We start from the raw sequence: 14,438 nt of genomic DNA, 5'->3' as shown, positions 1-14,438 counted from the left end.
CTTCTAAATAAAGCTGGGTAGAGTTTTCATAGAGTCTGTCTTTCACGAAGACCATAGTGTTTAGCTTCATTGATTCACCTGTTTTTATGCGTAAAGCCAGCACGCTTGAGACTGGCTGACAAGGAGAGTAATAGTGAGTAATGATTACGAAGTTATTAAGCAGGCGATTATCGGTAAATCATCGATATCTGCCACGTATCAAGGCTATCATCGTGAAATGAGTCCTCACGTTATTGGTACAAAAAACGGTAGGAAACAAGCCTTATTTTATCAATTTGGAGGCGAGAGTAGTTCAGGCGCGATAATACCAAATGCTAAATCAAATTGGCGCTGTATGCCTATTAATGAGTTGAGTGATGTGAAACTCATAGACAAAGGCTGGCATACAGTAAATAGCCATAGCACCGCGCAATCCTGCGTAGATACAATTGATGTAGAAGTAAGGTATTAAGCAAAAACAGCGGGTTCAATAACCCACTCTTTTTGTTTGGCAAGTCGGTTCCAGTCACGCCACATCTCTAGTATTTCATCTTGGGGTAAAGTATCACCCCAAGATCCAATACAGGCTATTAAGCCGCTAGGTGCTCCTAGCATAGCAAGCGTTTCAGCGATTTCATTAATGATTTCAAGTTGAATTTTTGGTAATGCAACAGCATCGGCTTTATTTTCTACTGGCATAACACTAACCTTTAATAAATCATATATGTTATATCATAACATTATAAACCCGTTCTAGTGGTGGTTTATAATTTATAACACAAGGAAGTAACCATGAAAAAATTATTACTAACTGCAGCATTATCTATCTTCGCGCTTTCATCCAATGCGGCCGTCAATACTGTCGATAACCCATTCCAGGGCAATAATGTTCTAAAAGAGCCTGTAGAGGTTGACCATCCGCTATTTGCTAAAGGCTCTGGTGGTTCGCAGTGCAAGAGCCTACCGCGCACCTGTGGGCAGATGACTAGTTGTGAGCAAGCCAAACAAGCCCTTAAATGCGGCAACACTAGACTAGATCGTGACAAGGATGGTGTGCCATGCGAATCGATTTGTCCAGGTGGTTAATTGGTGCCGCTGCAGTATTTATAGTCGCTTGCACTCCCGCCCAAGAAGATAGTGACAAGTTTGTCTCGGGCCATACTGTGGTGCACGAGGTATTTTGGGGTGCTGATCATGATACGCCATACCCGTTTACGACATCAGGCGAGATATCGTGTGTCTATTACCCTACCGGTATTGAGGTGTACTTTGAGCCTGCGGGCTACAGTAAAGACTCATCTATCGGTACACCGCTCAATAAAGCCGCTGCCGACGCTCTGAAGCGCGATGGTATGGAGCCGAATGTGCCTTATAGCATTAAGGAAGGTGCTGATTTGAGCGAGGCTGTAGAGGCTGGGTTGAGGGCGTGTAGTGAAGTATGAAGGTACTAACTGCTTACTTATAAACGATTGCTGTCAACTGCTTATTTATATATCATATGAAGTATTAAGAAATACTTAGCTATAGGAAGCAATATGAGCTTGCAGCCGCAAAGTGACGTAGAGTTTATTAACACTATGTTTGCCCAAGAGGGTAAAAAAACCTTTGATGTATTCAAATTAAAAAGACTTGATAGAGCCGTCAAAGCATTAGAACGCAATGACCCTTCACAGGGGGCTGCCGCGCGCGCTGACTATTATATTTATACTAATCAACTTGAGCTTGCTTTTATCACTCTAGATAAAGCTATTAAACAAAATGGTTACAACCAAATGTTTGGGCAAACACAGGTTAGAGCTGCTAAATCAATTGGTAGATGGCCTTTGTTAAAGCAGTATTCTGAAAAATTGTTGCTGAGAAAAGAGTTTAAAATAAGTAAAGAAGATGTTTTACGGTATATAGAAGATAGTACTATGTATCTTGATAACAGTGGCGACTTTATAAAAGTTCTTGATTTCTATGATATTAAAGAGCGTGATTTTATTTACTCTAATATTCAGTCGCGAATAGATTGGTACCTCAAACAAAATGGCGACCTATCTGTTTATCAAAAAGTCTTAGAGCTTGTTGTCAAAACAATTAAGCTTAAATACTCCTTACCGTTAGATATTGAGTTTAGAACTAAATCTCTACAACTTATAATTTCAAACAAACATTGGACACTTGAAGAAACGATAGAGTTAAATAAAGAGATCAACAATGCTATTTTAGATCATGATGACATAGACTTCCAAATAGCAGCAGACGATATTGAGGTCTTTTGCATAAACATTCCTATAAGCAATATTCCTGAAGATTTTGTCTACTATGAAGAAAATGATGATGATTTGATTGAGCTTGTTGAGGCTCGCATGGCAAGCAATCTAACTCCTGAGGTGAATGGAGAAGAACTGCATGTGTGAAGACCGAGAACGTAATCAAGTCTATAAGGTTTTACTAACTAAAGAATCTCTTAAAGAATGGAACAAAATAGATCATAGTATTCGGAGAATTTTTCAAAGAAAGCTTAGCAGTATAGTTCTTAATCCAGTTATTGATAGCAATAGACTGCGCGGCAAGCTATTCAATTGTTATAAGATTAAATTAAGACGTGCAGGCTATCGTTTAGTTTATGAGGTGCGATGCCAAACCGTTGTCCTAATCGTATGGGCTGTTGATAAAAGAGATGATGACAAAGTATATGACAGTGCTATTAGTAGATTACGAGAGATTTCAGTAGAAGAGTGTACTGAGATTTCAGTGTAGTAAAAACTAGAACCCACCCCACGGTGGGTTTTTCATTACCTACCCTACACCCAACCCGTCCTTAACGAGTTTCTCTTCAATACAACTCTCTTCTGATCCAATTTGGTAAATACCCTGTCCAATAATCCCGTATCCAAGTCGCTATCCATACTATGGCTGCGGCAGCCAACGCGCTTAATGAAAGATACATCAGACCATTCGATAGGTAATTAGTTATAAATACAAAATAGCTGCCCTCAGTAGGTGATAGCAGATTATTATTGATAAAAGTAAACGCAAGCGAGAGCAACATCAAAGGTATTGCATAAATAGAACCACGAACGCCATATAACATGACCCAGCATAATTTTTCTAGCATGATATCTAAGCTCCTCTTAACCACTACAAACCTTCTTAGACTGACTAATCTTGCCATTCTTACAAACGAACTTACCATCTTTACAGTGCGATACACCGCCCATGCTTTTAGAGCAAGGATAGTTGCGAGCATTCGCCTCCATCATTGGTGCCATCATAAACATAGAGATAAGAAGTGCTGACCAAAGCTTCATAGGCTACCACCTTAATAATTGAGTAGAGTAAATTTAACGATAGCACCAGGCACTACTTTTATCAATCACTATCTAACCCGCCTAGAGCGGGTTTTTTTGTGCTTGCAAACCTTTGAATTAAAAGTATTCACTACTTTAGGTAGTTATATATACTATTTTTAGTTGCATAATACTACTTTTGGTAGTAATATTAATTCATCAGCTAATACCGAGTTAGTCGAATTACCAAATTTTAGGCAACAAAAAGCCCTGAACATCCAACCAAGAACGCAGGGCTTTACTCAACAAGGAGTGAAAGGATTATGGCACAGATTACTGCAAAAACAAAGATAGAAAGTTACAACAGCTCAAAGCCAAGCATCAGCTACGGCGGTCGTGATGTCAGCCTAACAGTTTATATCAACGATGACTATTTGGAGTTGAATGTTGAACTAGGTTGGGATGGTGTGCGCGATGAAGTCGAAATTGAAAACATCAATGCTGAATATTCCGACGCCGATGGCAACTTGATTGATACGTCGAGCATGGATTTAGAAGACTTGGTTATAGAAATTTTTAACAAGCATAACACCTTTGGTTGGGCTGAAGCTGCAATGGCTGAATCCTATCACAACGACCATGCATAGGGAGGTACTGGTTTATGAATAAGTTTCTAATAATTGTACTCCTAGCATCAATAACAGGCTGTGCACTTGACGTTGATGTAAAAAACGATAAGAACGCTATTGCTCTGCACAAACTGGAAGTTTCGCTTGCTACTGATCAGCAATACAAGAATGACGCTTATTACGCGTCTGAAGAATACCAAATGGCAAAACACGCCAACCAATTTATCGCAAAAGCATACGGGAGAGAGTAATGAGCAAGTTAAATTTATCTGAGCTGGCGAATAACCTTAAAACGCAAGACAACGCAGGCACCAATCACCCGTTGTATTGCGTCTATTCAAAACGCCCTATTCCGGTTGATGATGATTGTTACAACGGCATTGAGGTTCAGACAACATGGATTGATGTTGATGATTGCGCAGAGGTAGAAGATGAAGGTCTTTCTGATGCTATATCTGAAATATCTCAGGGTTATGCTGAGGTCACGGTGATAGTTGATGGGATTAAGTACAACTATGAGCGCAAACTAATAGGACTGATACCTGTTTTTCAGACCGCCTGCCTCACTCGCGCTGGTGCAGATGCCTACCTTGAATCCAATGGTCATAACTTGAGGGAGCCATACATTTATGTTCACTCGCTCAACCGCAATGACGAAATGATTAATTTGCGTGACGACATAATCAATAACTTTTCAGGGGAATAGTCATGGGAACCGCAATCAAATTTGAACAGCCAGACGGCAACGCGATCAAGACCAGCAATCTATCGCGCGATGAATGGCTTGAGCTACGTCAATCAGGCATCGGCGGTAGCGACATCGCCGCCATTTTGGGCGTATCGCCCTACGCCACCGCTTACGACGTGTACCAGTCCAAGACGCAGCCAGTGAGCGAGGATAGCAACGAGTTTGCTTACTGGGGCACGGTGCTTGAGGACGTGGTAGCGCGTGAGTTTGCCAAGCGCAGCGGCCTTAAGGTGCAAAACGTCAATTTTATGATGCGCCATCCGGTCCATACATTCGCTGTGGCCAACATCGACCGCGCCGTGGTCAATCGTGATATAGCAGGCAATGTCCGCTACAAGGACGGCAAACTGACCACTGATCAGATTGTCGAGATTAAGACCGCATCTGAGTACGTCGGTAAAAACTGGGGCGATGAAGATAGCGATGAGGTACCGGACCAGTATCAGTGCCAGGCTCAGTGGTACATGGGCGTGACCGACACCCAAGTCTGCCACATGGCTGTGCTGATCGGCGGCAACAAATATCGCCAATACCGCATTGAGCGCAATCAAGAGCTGATCGACGTGTTGTTTGAAACCGCGCACGACTTTTGGCACAACAATGTACTAGCTGGAGTTGAGCCTGACGCTACCACGCTGCAAAACGCCAAGGACAAATACCCGCGCCATGACCCTGATACGACGCTTGATGTCGAGCCTGACAGCGAGACCGCCAAGGTGTTTGAGCACTACGAGTCACTAAAGGCGCAAGAAAAAGAGCTGAAAGCCGCTATCACTGCCGCCCAGACCGACCTGATTTGTCAGATTCAGAATAACGAGACATTGGCCATCGACGGTGAAGTGGTCGCTACCTACAAGACGCAGGTAAGTAACCGCTTTGATAGCAAGTCTTTTAAAACAGACATGCCAGAGCTTGCTGAGCGCTACACCAAGCAAAGCGAAAGCCGCGTGATGCGAGTCAAATAATTAATTTTTTAAACAAGGGATAACACTATGAACACTCAAGAAATCGCAGTAATGGAAGATCAGCAATACTCACCGCAGCAAATCACGCTAGACGACTCGCTGTTTAATAAGTGCCACCGCTTAGCGGAAGTCATGGCAAGCGGTAGTTGCACTGTGCCAAAACACCTAAAAGGCAATGTAGGTGACTGCTTTGCTATCGTCGGTCAGTCGCTACGCTGGGGTATGGACCCATACGCAGTAGCACAAAAGACGCACTTGGTTAACGGTACGCTAGGCTATGAGGCGCAGCTGGTTATCGCTGTTATCAATAACCGAGCACCGATCACCGACCGCATCAAGTTTGATTATTTTGGTGACTGGTCAAAGGTCAAAGGCAAAGATGACAAATCTACTGACGTTGGCGTCATCTGCCGCGCCACATTCATCGGTGATGACGAGCCGACCGAATTATCACTAACCATGGCGCAAGTGGGCCATGTCCGCAACTCACCGCTGTGGGCTGCTGACCCGCGCCAACAGCTTGCCTACCTTGCAGCTAAGCGCTTTAGCCGTCTGTACTGTCCTGATGTGATATTAGGTGTTTATACCCCTGACGAGCTAGCAGCGCGTGAAGAAGCACCGCGCAATGTCACACCTAAAGCGAAAAACGCCGGAGCATCCGCCCTACTCAACCGCGTCAAAAAACAGCCAACCGCCACCGCGCCAGTGATTGAGTATTACGACACCAGCGAGCTGTTAGCCACGATTGAGCAAATAACTGATGTTAAGCAGGTTAAGCCAATCGGAGCAGAGATTGCGGCAATGGTTAACAACGAAACCATCAACATCAGAGATGAAGACGTTAACGAGCTACGCCAAGCACTGGCTGATCAAAAGCAGTCGATCATCTTAGCAGATGAATACGACAGCATCATGAAGCACGTCAAAGCGTGTGAGTCACTGGATGATGTTGAGCGTATGCGTGGTCTGATAGCTGATAAGCAGCAAGACTTTGACCAAGGCGATATCAAAATGCTTAACGATACGCTGGATGTGGTCGCTGAAGAAATTGGAGCGCAGGGTTAATACCGACCAACCATCAATCGTTTGAACAAACCTGTATCAGCTAGTTGGTGAGGTGATGGCTCATAAAATACGTGTCCGAGTACGGGCGCACCAAGGCGACGACACAGGGACAGCTTGAGAGGATAGCTACTTGTTCAAACACCTAATATTAAGGAGTAACCATGAAAAGCTCTTTTGAAAAACAAATGACGATGCCAGGCGGTGTTGTTTATGAGTGCCAAATCACCAAAGGGTATTTCAGCAATATAGGTAATGAGCATGAAAAATCATGCTGGCTAACTCGTAAGATTAGTAAATACCAAATCGAAAGAGTAGCGATTCATTTGGGCAGTCGTCATCTGTTTCTAAGTGTCTATATTAATGGCGAATGCGCGGTGGGCATAGTACAGATTACAAGTGAACAATTACTAACGCTCATCGGCAGTCGCTTATCAATTGAAGAAACGTTTGAGTATTGCCGCAAGACGTTCTGCCCTGAACTATCGGCTGTAAGTGCCAAGCCAAAAAATAAACCAGCAATCATGGCTCAGCCTGATTTGTTTGAAATAGCTTAAGGAATAATCATGAAATACACCGAAGAAGAAATGACCGCCCTAGCCGCTGAGCTGCTAGAAATTGATTTGGGATTGCCAAGCGTATGTCCTACGTGTGGCCATAAGTTGGAGGATTAATTGTGATTACCGAAAAACGAGTTATTGAAATAGCAGATGATTATGCGGTTAATCCAATGAGCATGAGAGCGCTATACTTGTTCGCAATGAAGATTTTTAGAATAGGCGCTGAGCATCAATTGCTAAATGGCTGGACTAAGCCAAGCGATCACTTACCAACGCACGAACAAGACTGTATTATTTGCAGATTAGTTGACGGTCAGTGCCGTGTGTACCAGTCACAATACTATGCAGGACGGATAACTAAAGGCTTTGGCGATTTAGATGATGGTGAAAGATTTTACGATGACGTACTGTATTGGATGCCGGTAAATATGACTGATGTCTATGCGGAAATTGAGAGGGGGCTGAAAAGTGAAACGTGCAACAGCAATAAAAAATCTAAATAATATTATTAATAAAGTTCGCAGTGTTAATGGAATTTATCCTACACCACTGTGCAATGAAGAATTTTTAAAGATTAAACGCGTATGGGTGTTTGGTAGTGTCGCTAAAGGCAGTGACTCACCTAATGATCTAGATATATTTATTGAAATTCTTAATCACTCAGAAAGTAAACAGCCAACACGTAAAGGCCGTCAAAAAATGTACAGATCTACAGGTCTCAGACGAAAGCTACACGGTGGCTATAAGATGGATAAATCCACTCAAAATAGATCTGTTCCAAGTTCTGTAAGCTCTAAGTCTGAATTATGCAAATGGCTTAGAGCGGGGGCTCAAAAAACATCTATTCATTTTGTAGGCGAAGATGAAATTTTTGAGACATTAGACTGCAAGTATCTCGTTTACCCGCGTAATGACTTTAAGGAGATTGGAAGCCATGGCAACGATTGAAACCGACATCGATATCGAAGCATTAGACGCATCAGGTAAACGCGGTCGTGAGCTCGTCAAGTGGGCTTATGACAATCTACGCTACGATGGTGAAAAACTGGTGCATACCGCTATTTATGCCGGCGCCCCGCATGTTGACCATATCCGCTGCGCCAGTATGTTAGGTTACAGCGCAGCAACCGTGCGCAACTGGTGCAGTCAAAGCACGGGGCCACTGGCGCCAAAGTACATTAGCGGCAAACCTTACTGGCGTATGCGCGATATACGCAACTTGTTGGACCTTTAATCATAAAGATGGTCGGTATTTATGCCGGCCTCTTTTAGTATGAACTGCTCAATCCTTCCATGCCACATTCTTAATAAGTCAATCGGACGGTCAACATAGTGCTTTTCGTCAATGGCACTTGGACGATGGCCCATCACTTGATTTACTACTCCCCGCGGTACATCTACCCACTCGGATAGTGTCCTAAATGATTTACGCATCGCTTTAGGCGGCAAGCTTGGCAGGCCGTTCTCTATTAATAGCGTGCGATACTTCTTAGTTATTTCAATATACCCTTCCTGCCTTACTTTATTTCCAAAAACAAATTCATTCACACGCGGCAAGCTTTTAATAGTCTGCTTGGTGTACGGCGTCAGCGGTATGACGCGCTCCCACTGGTCCACTTTATCGATAATTTTGATTGTGTCCCACTCAAAATCTATATCAGTCCATTTAAGCTGCAGCATCTCACCTGGCCGAGATCCATTCATCAACATGCAGATAAGTGCCGCTCTTTGCACATCATCAATCTGATCAACGACATCAAACCACGTTTTAAGCTGTTGCTTCTGCAGTGCGCCTTTATGCGCGCGCACACTTTGCACCGACTTATTAACCTTACGGCTGTTATAAGTCTTATGAGGTATCAGCTCAGCATACTTGTCTGTGTCCTCCGCCCAATTCGCACACGCTTTGAACATACGAAAGTTTTTGGCCATAGTGGTTGCGCGCGTCTCATTCTCTTTTCTGATCCACGACTCTACAAAATCAGGCGTAAGCTCAGCAAGCGACACATCCCATATATTACCAATTGGCTGAGCCATATACGGCTTGTCTGTTAGATACGGCCGCGCTGCAGCATAATGATCATTAAGATAAGTCTTTGACCACTCAGATTTATGCACATCAATGTAGCGCGTAAAGAGATCACCAAATGTTAATTGCTTGCGTACCTGGTCCCGCGCAAACGCTTTATTCTTTGCAATATTGTCTGCTTTGGTACGATTGGGATCAATGCCGGCCGCTAGCTGCTTACTGATATCAGATGCTTTGTCGATAGCGTCTTGCAGTGACATGACTGGGAATTTACCTAAGGTGATGCGCTTAGGCGTACCGGCACCGCCAACCCTACCTTGATAGATAAAGGCCTTGCTACCGCCTGGCGATATGCGCAGACCAAGACCCTTAAAGCGTGTGTCCCATACAAAGTATTGTTTGTCCCCTGGCGCTAGTTTTTCGATTTTGGCTGTTGTGAGTTTGGCTTCCATGTGATTACTAATCTATTTTGATAAAAGTAATCATATAGTAATCAATGATGCGGTAAGATGCCATAAACTAAATGATACTATTTAGCGAGCGATACCGCTAAGGCCTTGATGTTGCTTACATAACAAGATTGTAAAGTAAGGTGCGGTAAACTGAGTGATACGTTTATACGTGGACTCATAATCCTTTGGTCGTAGGTTCAAGTCCTACTGGGCCCACCACATATTGAAAAACGAAAAACCCTTACAAGCATAAGCTTATAAGGGTTTTTTATTGTCTAAAGACAGTTCTGATTATCAGATGTTTACTAGTAATACCCTAAAGACCCTACTAAGCGTACGGTTAATCCCCGTGCTTACGGGGAACAGTTAATTTGGGCAACTTTAGTAAAGTTTTTGGCAAATATAACTCAGTATACGTATGGAACAAATGCTCAGTAAAGACATTTAAAAGTGTTAGGGCGTGTCTTCAATTCAGTTTTCCTCAGAAATTCATGAATGCCAGTAGAGCTGTACCTATTTTGAAATAGGTTAATTGTATTCTTAACGCGCAGTCATCGGCACTTTGCCAATCAGCCACAAGAAATACGTCCCGCCAATCAGCGCAGCGATCGTACCTGCTGGCAGCTCATAAGGAAATATCACATAACGCCCAAACCAATCAGCTAGCACCATCACACCAGCGCCCAAAATGGCGGCTAAGGGCAATTGATGCTCCAGTTTTACCGCCCCTAGAGAAGTCGCGACATGGGGCACCATCAGCCCCACAAAACTAAGTGGCCCGACCGCAAGCGTACTTGCCGTACTAAGCGCCGCCACCAATATCAAAAGCGCGAGCGTCACAGGATTGACTGCCACACCTAGATTGCGTGCTATGCTAGCCCCCAACCCCAAGACTCTAAGCGGTTTGATAATCAATAAACTCAGCACAAACAAAACCAGCGCTATCCCCATCAGATACCAAACGGTATTGGGCTGGGCACTATAGGTCGTCCCTGACAGCCAGCTGAGCATCGCCTCAAGCCGCGGGTCGCCTGAGAGCTTGACCATGTGCATGACCCCATCCATCATCGCGGCGATACCGACCCCCACCAAGAGCAGATAACCTGAGCTGACTTTCCGCGCTAGCCAAATCACCAGCAACAGTACTATAAGAGCACCCATCAGGCCAGCCGCTAGCAGAGTACCTGCACCTGCTGACAACCCCAGCAGCGGTAAGCAAAAGAACCCACCAATGACGCCAAGTGCGGCGCCTGAGCTGACACCGAGTACCTCAGGGCTGGCCATCGGATTACGCGTGAGTGTTTGCAGCAACACCCCCGCCACCGCCAGCATCAGTCCGGTCGCAGCCGCACTGAGACTGCGTGGCAGACGGTATTGCTGAGTGATGGCCCAATCCGTACTGAGCAGCGTCCAGCCCTTGATATCTTGTACCACCAGCGAGATGATAAGCAGCAAACCTACCACTCCAAGCACCCAGCGCCATAGATGCACAGGGGTTTGTGTGCGATTGACCATGGGCGCAGACACCGTCTCGAGCCGCTCATGACGCTGGCGCAAAATGAGCCAAATAATCAATGGTGCACCCAGTATGCCCGTCATAGCCCCTGCAGGAATCGGCATTGCTATGATAGGTTCAAGCAGGAGCGCGGCATGATTGGTCAGTAGTAACAACAGTGCCCCAAAGCCAAAAGCTGCGAGCAATCGTTTACCAATAGCAGTAATGCCCAAAGCGTTGACGATGCTTGCTGCGCCCAAGCCTACAAAACCCACCAGACCCACTTCGCTGACCACCAGCGCTGTGACCAGCGCCACCAGTAGCACCACCAGCGCGCGAATACCTTGTACAGGCACGCCCAATCGCTTGGCTTGCCAGTCATCCAAGCTCATCATGCCAAGCGGCTTTAGCAGAGGTAAGCAAGCCATCACAAACCCCACTGCCGCCCAGGACAATAGCGCTGTAGTATGCCAGCTGTTTTGCGTCAAAAATCCTGCCGCCCATGACAATGTGCCATTACTACGCTCAGCAAAAAACAACAATAAGACATTGGCAAATGCGGCCAACAAGATATTGACCACCAAACCTGCCAATACCAAAATCAGCGCATTAAAACGACTGGCGGCCGCCAGCGCAAATACCAAACCCATGCTAATCAGCGCCCCTACAAACGCCACATACATGCCGCCGTAGATTGCCAGACTCGGTATAAACAGACTCACCAGCAATATCGCCAGCTGCGCACCGGCACCGACGCCGAGGGTGGTATCTGACGCCAGCGGGTTTTTGACCAATTGCTGTAATAAGATACTGACTGCCCCCAACAGCCCGCCAGCCAATAACGCGACCAATGAGCTGGCCAACAAAGTCAACTGTACCACCATGCTGCCCATGTCCAGCTGCATACTGGGCAAAAACAAGTCCATCAATGGCCTGTGCCAATCACGCGCAATCAGCGCCCAACTGCTAGCCATGACCAAAGCACATAGAACTGCAAACAGCACCCATAATCGCCCAAAGTGCGCATGAGTGCTAACGGGGTTGGGCGGTATCTGCTGCGGTTTGCTAGGTGTTGTGTCACTTACCTCTGTGTAAGTGCTGCTGGCGCGCTTGCTGCTCGTACTCATGATGCTGCCCCGCCTTGTAATTGTACGGTTGATATTTGATTGGCCAAACTGACCAACGATGACATCCCGCCATAGATCCAAATAGGCGTCAGCTCTCCTATACAGCGCGTCTGACCATAGCCCAAGCGCTGCCAAATCAGACTGTCCTTCATCTCAGCGCGGGTAATGGGGCTTAATGGATCCACAATCAGCAAACACACATCATCATCGAGCGCCGCCAAATCACCGACCCGCTTAGATACAAAACCGTAATTATTGCCCTCACCTAAGACCACAAGCTCTTTGCCCATTGCGGCAAATGCAGGCTTAAACAGACTGTTATTGACATACATGCGCACGTTATTGGCATCAGAAAACTGTACAACGGCAAACTTATTTACGTGAGGATAGCGGGCTTGCAGCTGAGCGCCAGCCTGCTCTATGTCTTGCTTGCTTTGTTTGATATAAGCCTCAGCGGCGGCAGGCTGCCCAATCAATCTGCCCAATGTACGCGTCGGCTCAGTATAATCCGCCCACGTCGCCACCTTGCCACTGGCCGAAAACATCACCGACTCGGTAGGTACATCACCATACAAACGGCGCGCATGCACATAAAATGGATTATCAATCACCATATCTATTGGCAACTGTGCGACCAGCTCGGCATTCGGCTGATAGCGGCCACCTAAATCGACAATATCTGGTGGCAGACTAGGCGTGTCGACCCATCTGTCCCATAGACGTACATCGCCCGTCGCTACAGGAGGATAACCCATTGCCGTCAGGGTTGCAGCATTGCCCCAATCCGGACTGACTACCCGCTGTGAGGCATCAGCTTTAAGGCTATTAGCAGATGGTTTGGACTCGGCAGATGACGGCTTGGATACAGGTTGCGCGTGATCACAACCGCTCATGGTCATGACCAACGTTATTATTGTCAGTGATATTACTGTCTGTGAGCGTGACTGAGAGTCAAACGAGACGATTGATAAAGCTGACAAAAAAGCACGCTTAACTTGTAATGATGGCGCAGCACGTAAAAGGGCAAATATAAAATGAGCAAACATAGCAGATTGTCTTTAGAAAAAAAGATACGGTATTAGCAGAGTATTAAAACAATCGTCATACCGCCGACAGAAGCGCCGCGCAAATCGCAGCGACAAGAGAAAATACAGCTTAAGCGACAGCCACCGGCCGCCCTGTCACAGGATGCGTCATCAGCTGCATGGTGACATTAAAAATATCGTGTAAAACGCTGGGCTGCATGGTGCTGAGCACATCGCCGTTGTGACAGATGCGTCCGCCTTTTAGGGCGATGATACGATCGGCATACTGCGCGGCCAGATTGATGTCGTGAATGATAATAACCACACTCAATCCCCGCTCATCGACCAAGCGGCGTATCAGCTCAATCACCTCAATCTGATAGTGCATATCAAGCGCAGCCAGCGGCTCGTCTAACAGCAAATAATCGGTGTCTTGCGCCAGACACATTGCCAGCCATACCCGCGCACGCTCACCCCCTGACAATGTGTTGGTAAGGCGATCAGCGAATTGCTCAACCTGTGTCACTCGCATGGCCTCACTTACCTTGTCATGGTCCGCTTGACTGGGTTTTTGTAGCCATTTTTGATGAGGATAACGGCCGAGCATCACCAGCTCTCGCACGCTAAAGCCTGCCGCTTCTGGGAGCTGCTGTGGCAAATAGGCCATCTTACGCGCCAGTGCTTTATCCCCGTACTCATGAATGCTTCGCTCATCCAAAGTCGCACCGCCTTGCGTACAATCCATCTCGCCTGCCAAGGCTTTAATCAAGGTCGACTTTCCTGAGCCATTGTGCCCAATCAAGGCAATCAGTTGCCGCGCCCCCACCTCAAAGCTGACGTCATTTAACAAAGTATTGTCTTGTCGGCGAATGGTCATCTGCTCTACACGTAACATAACGGCTCTTCTTTACTCATCAATGTCTCAGCGCTACCTGTCGTTTTGCGATAGACGCACATATTTATCGCATCACTTGCGCGCTCACTGTGGCCGATTTTACACGCGAATGATAACGAAAACAATTATCATTAACTAAAAATCTGCATGTTATCGTTAATTCGATATAAAAATCTCTGTCACCAAAAACAAAGAGC

21 protein-coding genes are annotated in these 14,438 nt (G+C 45.8%); 14 read left to right on the top strand and 7 right to left on the bottom strand.

Features of this window, described 5'->3' with window-relative positions:
* The first annotated feature begins 133 nt into the window (after positions 1-133).
* On the top strand, positions 134-451 hold the full coding sequence (locus CAP50_RS05690; protein ID WP_100749304.1) for a hypothetical protein: 318 nt from the start codon (positions 134-136) through the stop codon (positions 449-451).
* On the opposite strand, the gene CAP50_RS05685 is transcribed toward CAP50_RS05690, so the two are convergent.
* Entirely contained in the window at positions 448-678 is a 231-nt protein-coding gene (locus CAP50_RS05685; protein ID WP_100749303.1) for a hypothetical protein, read from the bottom strand. The genes CAP50_RS05690 and CAP50_RS05685 overlap by 4 nt on opposite strands.
* 93 nt (positions 679-771) lie before the next feature.
* On the opposite strand from CAP50_RS05685, the gene CAP50_RS05680 reads away from it, so the two are divergent.
* The 4 genes from CAP50_RS05680 to CAP50_RS12920 all read left to right on the top strand — a co-directional run bounded on the left by CAP50_RS05680 (position 772) and on the right by CAP50_RS12920 (position 2,724).
* A complete protein-coding gene (locus CAP50_RS05680; RefSeq protein WP_100749302.1) occupies positions 772-1,065 on the top strand; it encodes an excalibur calcium-binding domain-containing protein in 294 nt (97 codons plus the stop codon).
* Positions 1,038-1,421 carry a hypothetical protein gene (locus CAP50_RS05675; protein ID WP_100749301.1) on the top strand — a complete coding sequence of 128 codons (384 nt, stop codon included), beginning with the start codon at positions 1,038-1,040 and terminating at the stop codon, positions 1,419-1,421. The genes CAP50_RS05680 and CAP50_RS05675 overlap by 28 nt, the downstream gene beginning before the upstream one ends.
* Positions 1,422-1,514: 93 nt before the next feature.
* Positions 1,515-2,381 carry a hypothetical protein gene (locus CAP50_RS05670; protein ID WP_075101703.1) on the top strand — a complete coding sequence of 289 codons (867 nt, stop codon included), beginning with the start codon at positions 1,515-1,517 and terminating at the stop codon, positions 2,379-2,381.
* On the top strand, positions 2,359-2,724 hold the full coding sequence (locus tag CAP50_RS12920; RefSeq protein WP_446737506.1) for a type II toxin-antitoxin system RelE family toxin: 366 nt from the start codon (positions 2,359-2,361) through the stop codon (positions 2,722-2,724). Before CAP50_RS05670 ends, CAP50_RS12920 begins: the two co-directional genes overlap by 23 nt.
* A gap of 76 nt (positions 2,725-2,800) precedes the next feature.
* On the opposite strand, the gene CAP50_RS05660 is transcribed toward CAP50_RS12920, so the two are convergent.
* Positions 2,801-3,082 carry a hypothetical protein gene (locus tag CAP50_RS05660; protein ID WP_100749300.1) on the bottom strand — a complete coding sequence of 94 codons (282 nt, stop codon included), beginning with the start codon at positions 3,080-3,082 and terminating at the stop codon, positions 2,801-2,803.
* A gap of 16 nt (positions 3,083-3,098) precedes the next feature.
* Positions 3,099-3,275, bottom strand: a complete 177-nt coding sequence (locus CAP50_RS12675) for a hypothetical protein (RefSeq protein WP_172953068.1) — start codon at positions 3,273-3,275, stop codon at positions 3,099-3,101.
* Positions 3,276-3,577: 302 nt separating this feature from the next.
* Here CAP50_RS12675 and CAP50_RS05655 point away from each other — a divergent pair, with 302 nt between their 5' ends.
* The 9 genes from CAP50_RS05655 (at position 3,578) to CAP50_RS05615 (ending at position 8,452) form a co-directional block, all read left to right on the top strand.
* A complete protein-coding gene (locus CAP50_RS05655; RefSeq protein WP_100749299.1) occupies positions 3,578-3,901 on the top strand; it encodes a hypothetical protein in 324 nt (107 codons plus the stop codon).
* Between the two features lie 14 nt (positions 3,902-3,915).
* Positions 3,916-4,134, top strand: coding sequence for a hypothetical protein (locus CAP50_RS05650; protein WP_100749298.1), 219 nt, complete (start codon positions 3,916-3,918; stop codon positions 4,132-4,134).
* A complete protein-coding gene (locus CAP50_RS05645) occupies positions 4,134-4,589 on the top strand; it encodes a hypothetical protein (protein WP_100749297.1) in 456 nt (151 codons plus the stop codon). The genes CAP50_RS05650 and CAP50_RS05645 overlap by 1 nt, the downstream gene beginning before the upstream one ends.
* Before the next feature lie 2 nt (positions 4,590-4,591).
* Positions 4,592-5,596 (top strand): YqaJ viral recombinase family nuclease, encoded by a 1,005-nt coding sequence (locus CAP50_RS05640; RefSeq protein WP_100749296.1) that lies wholly within the window; start codon positions 4,592-4,594, stop codon positions 5,594-5,596.
* 27 nt (positions 5,597-5,623) lie between these two features.
* Positions 5,624-6,661, top strand: coding sequence for a RecT family recombinase (locus CAP50_RS05635; RefSeq protein WP_241900665.1), 1,038 nt, complete (start codon positions 5,624-5,626; stop codon positions 6,659-6,661).
* Between the two features lie 161 nt (positions 6,662-6,822).
* Positions 6,823-7,215 (top strand): hypothetical protein, encoded by a 393-nt coding sequence (locus tag CAP50_RS05630; RefSeq protein WP_100749295.1) that lies wholly within the window; start codon positions 6,823-6,825, stop codon positions 7,213-7,215.
* Between the two features lie 119 nt (positions 7,216-7,334).
* Complete coding sequence (locus CAP50_RS05625) at positions 7,335-7,721, top strand: hypothetical protein (protein WP_100749294.1); 387 nt, start codon at positions 7,335-7,337, stop codon at positions 7,719-7,721.
* Positions 7,687-8,166: a hypothetical protein gene (locus tag CAP50_RS05620; protein WP_153045426.1), complete on the top strand. Its 480-nt coding sequence runs from the start codon at positions 7,687-7,689 to the stop codon at positions 8,164-8,166. The genes CAP50_RS05625 and CAP50_RS05620 overlap by 35 nt, the downstream gene beginning before the upstream one ends.
* Positions 8,153-8,452 (top strand): hypothetical protein, encoded by a 300-nt coding sequence (locus tag CAP50_RS05615; protein WP_100749292.1) that lies wholly within the window; start codon positions 8,153-8,155, stop codon positions 8,450-8,452. The genes CAP50_RS05620 and CAP50_RS05615 overlap by 14 nt, the downstream gene beginning before the upstream one ends.
* Here CAP50_RS05615 and CAP50_RS05610 read toward each other — a convergent pair.
* The 4 genes from CAP50_RS05610 to CAP50_RS05595 form a co-directional block, all read right to left on the bottom strand.
* Positions 8,449-9,699, bottom strand: a complete 1,251-nt coding sequence (locus CAP50_RS05610) for a tyrosine-type recombinase/integrase (protein ID WP_100749291.1) — start codon at positions 9,697-9,699, stop codon at positions 8,449-8,451. The two genes, CAP50_RS05615 and CAP50_RS05610, sit on opposite strands and share 4 nt — an antisense overlap.
* Positions 9,700-10,239: 540 nt before the next feature.
* The gene (gene fhuB, locus CAP50_RS05605; RefSeq protein ID WP_100749290.1) at positions 10,240-12,321 is read right to left on the bottom strand and encodes a Fe(3+)-hydroxamate ABC transporter permease FhuB; all 2,082 of its coding nucleotides are present in this window, start codon (positions 12,319-12,321) and stop codon (positions 10,240-10,242) included.
* Positions 12,318-13,214: an ABC transporter substrate-binding protein gene (locus CAP50_RS05600; RefSeq protein WP_241900664.1), complete on the bottom strand. Its 897-nt coding sequence runs from the start codon at positions 13,212-13,214 to the stop codon at positions 12,318-12,320. The genes fhuB and CAP50_RS05600 overlap by 4 nt, the downstream gene beginning before the upstream one ends.
* A gap of 262 nt (positions 13,215-13,476) precedes the next feature.
* The gene (locus CAP50_RS05595; protein WP_100749289.1) at positions 13,477-14,241 is read right to left on the bottom strand and encodes an ABC transporter ATP-binding protein; all 765 of its coding nucleotides are present in this window, start codon (positions 14,239-14,241) and stop codon (positions 13,477-13,479) included.
* Between the last annotated feature and the right edge of the window lie 197 nt (positions 14,242-14,438).

Origin of the sequence: Psychrobacter sp. L7, from assembly GCF_002810365.1 — a bacterium.
Lineage (GTDB): Bacteria > Pseudomonadota > Gammaproteobacteria > Pseudomonadales > Moraxellaceae > Psychrobacter > Psychrobacter celer.
This window is presented reverse-complemented; position numbering and strand designations above follow the sequence as displayed.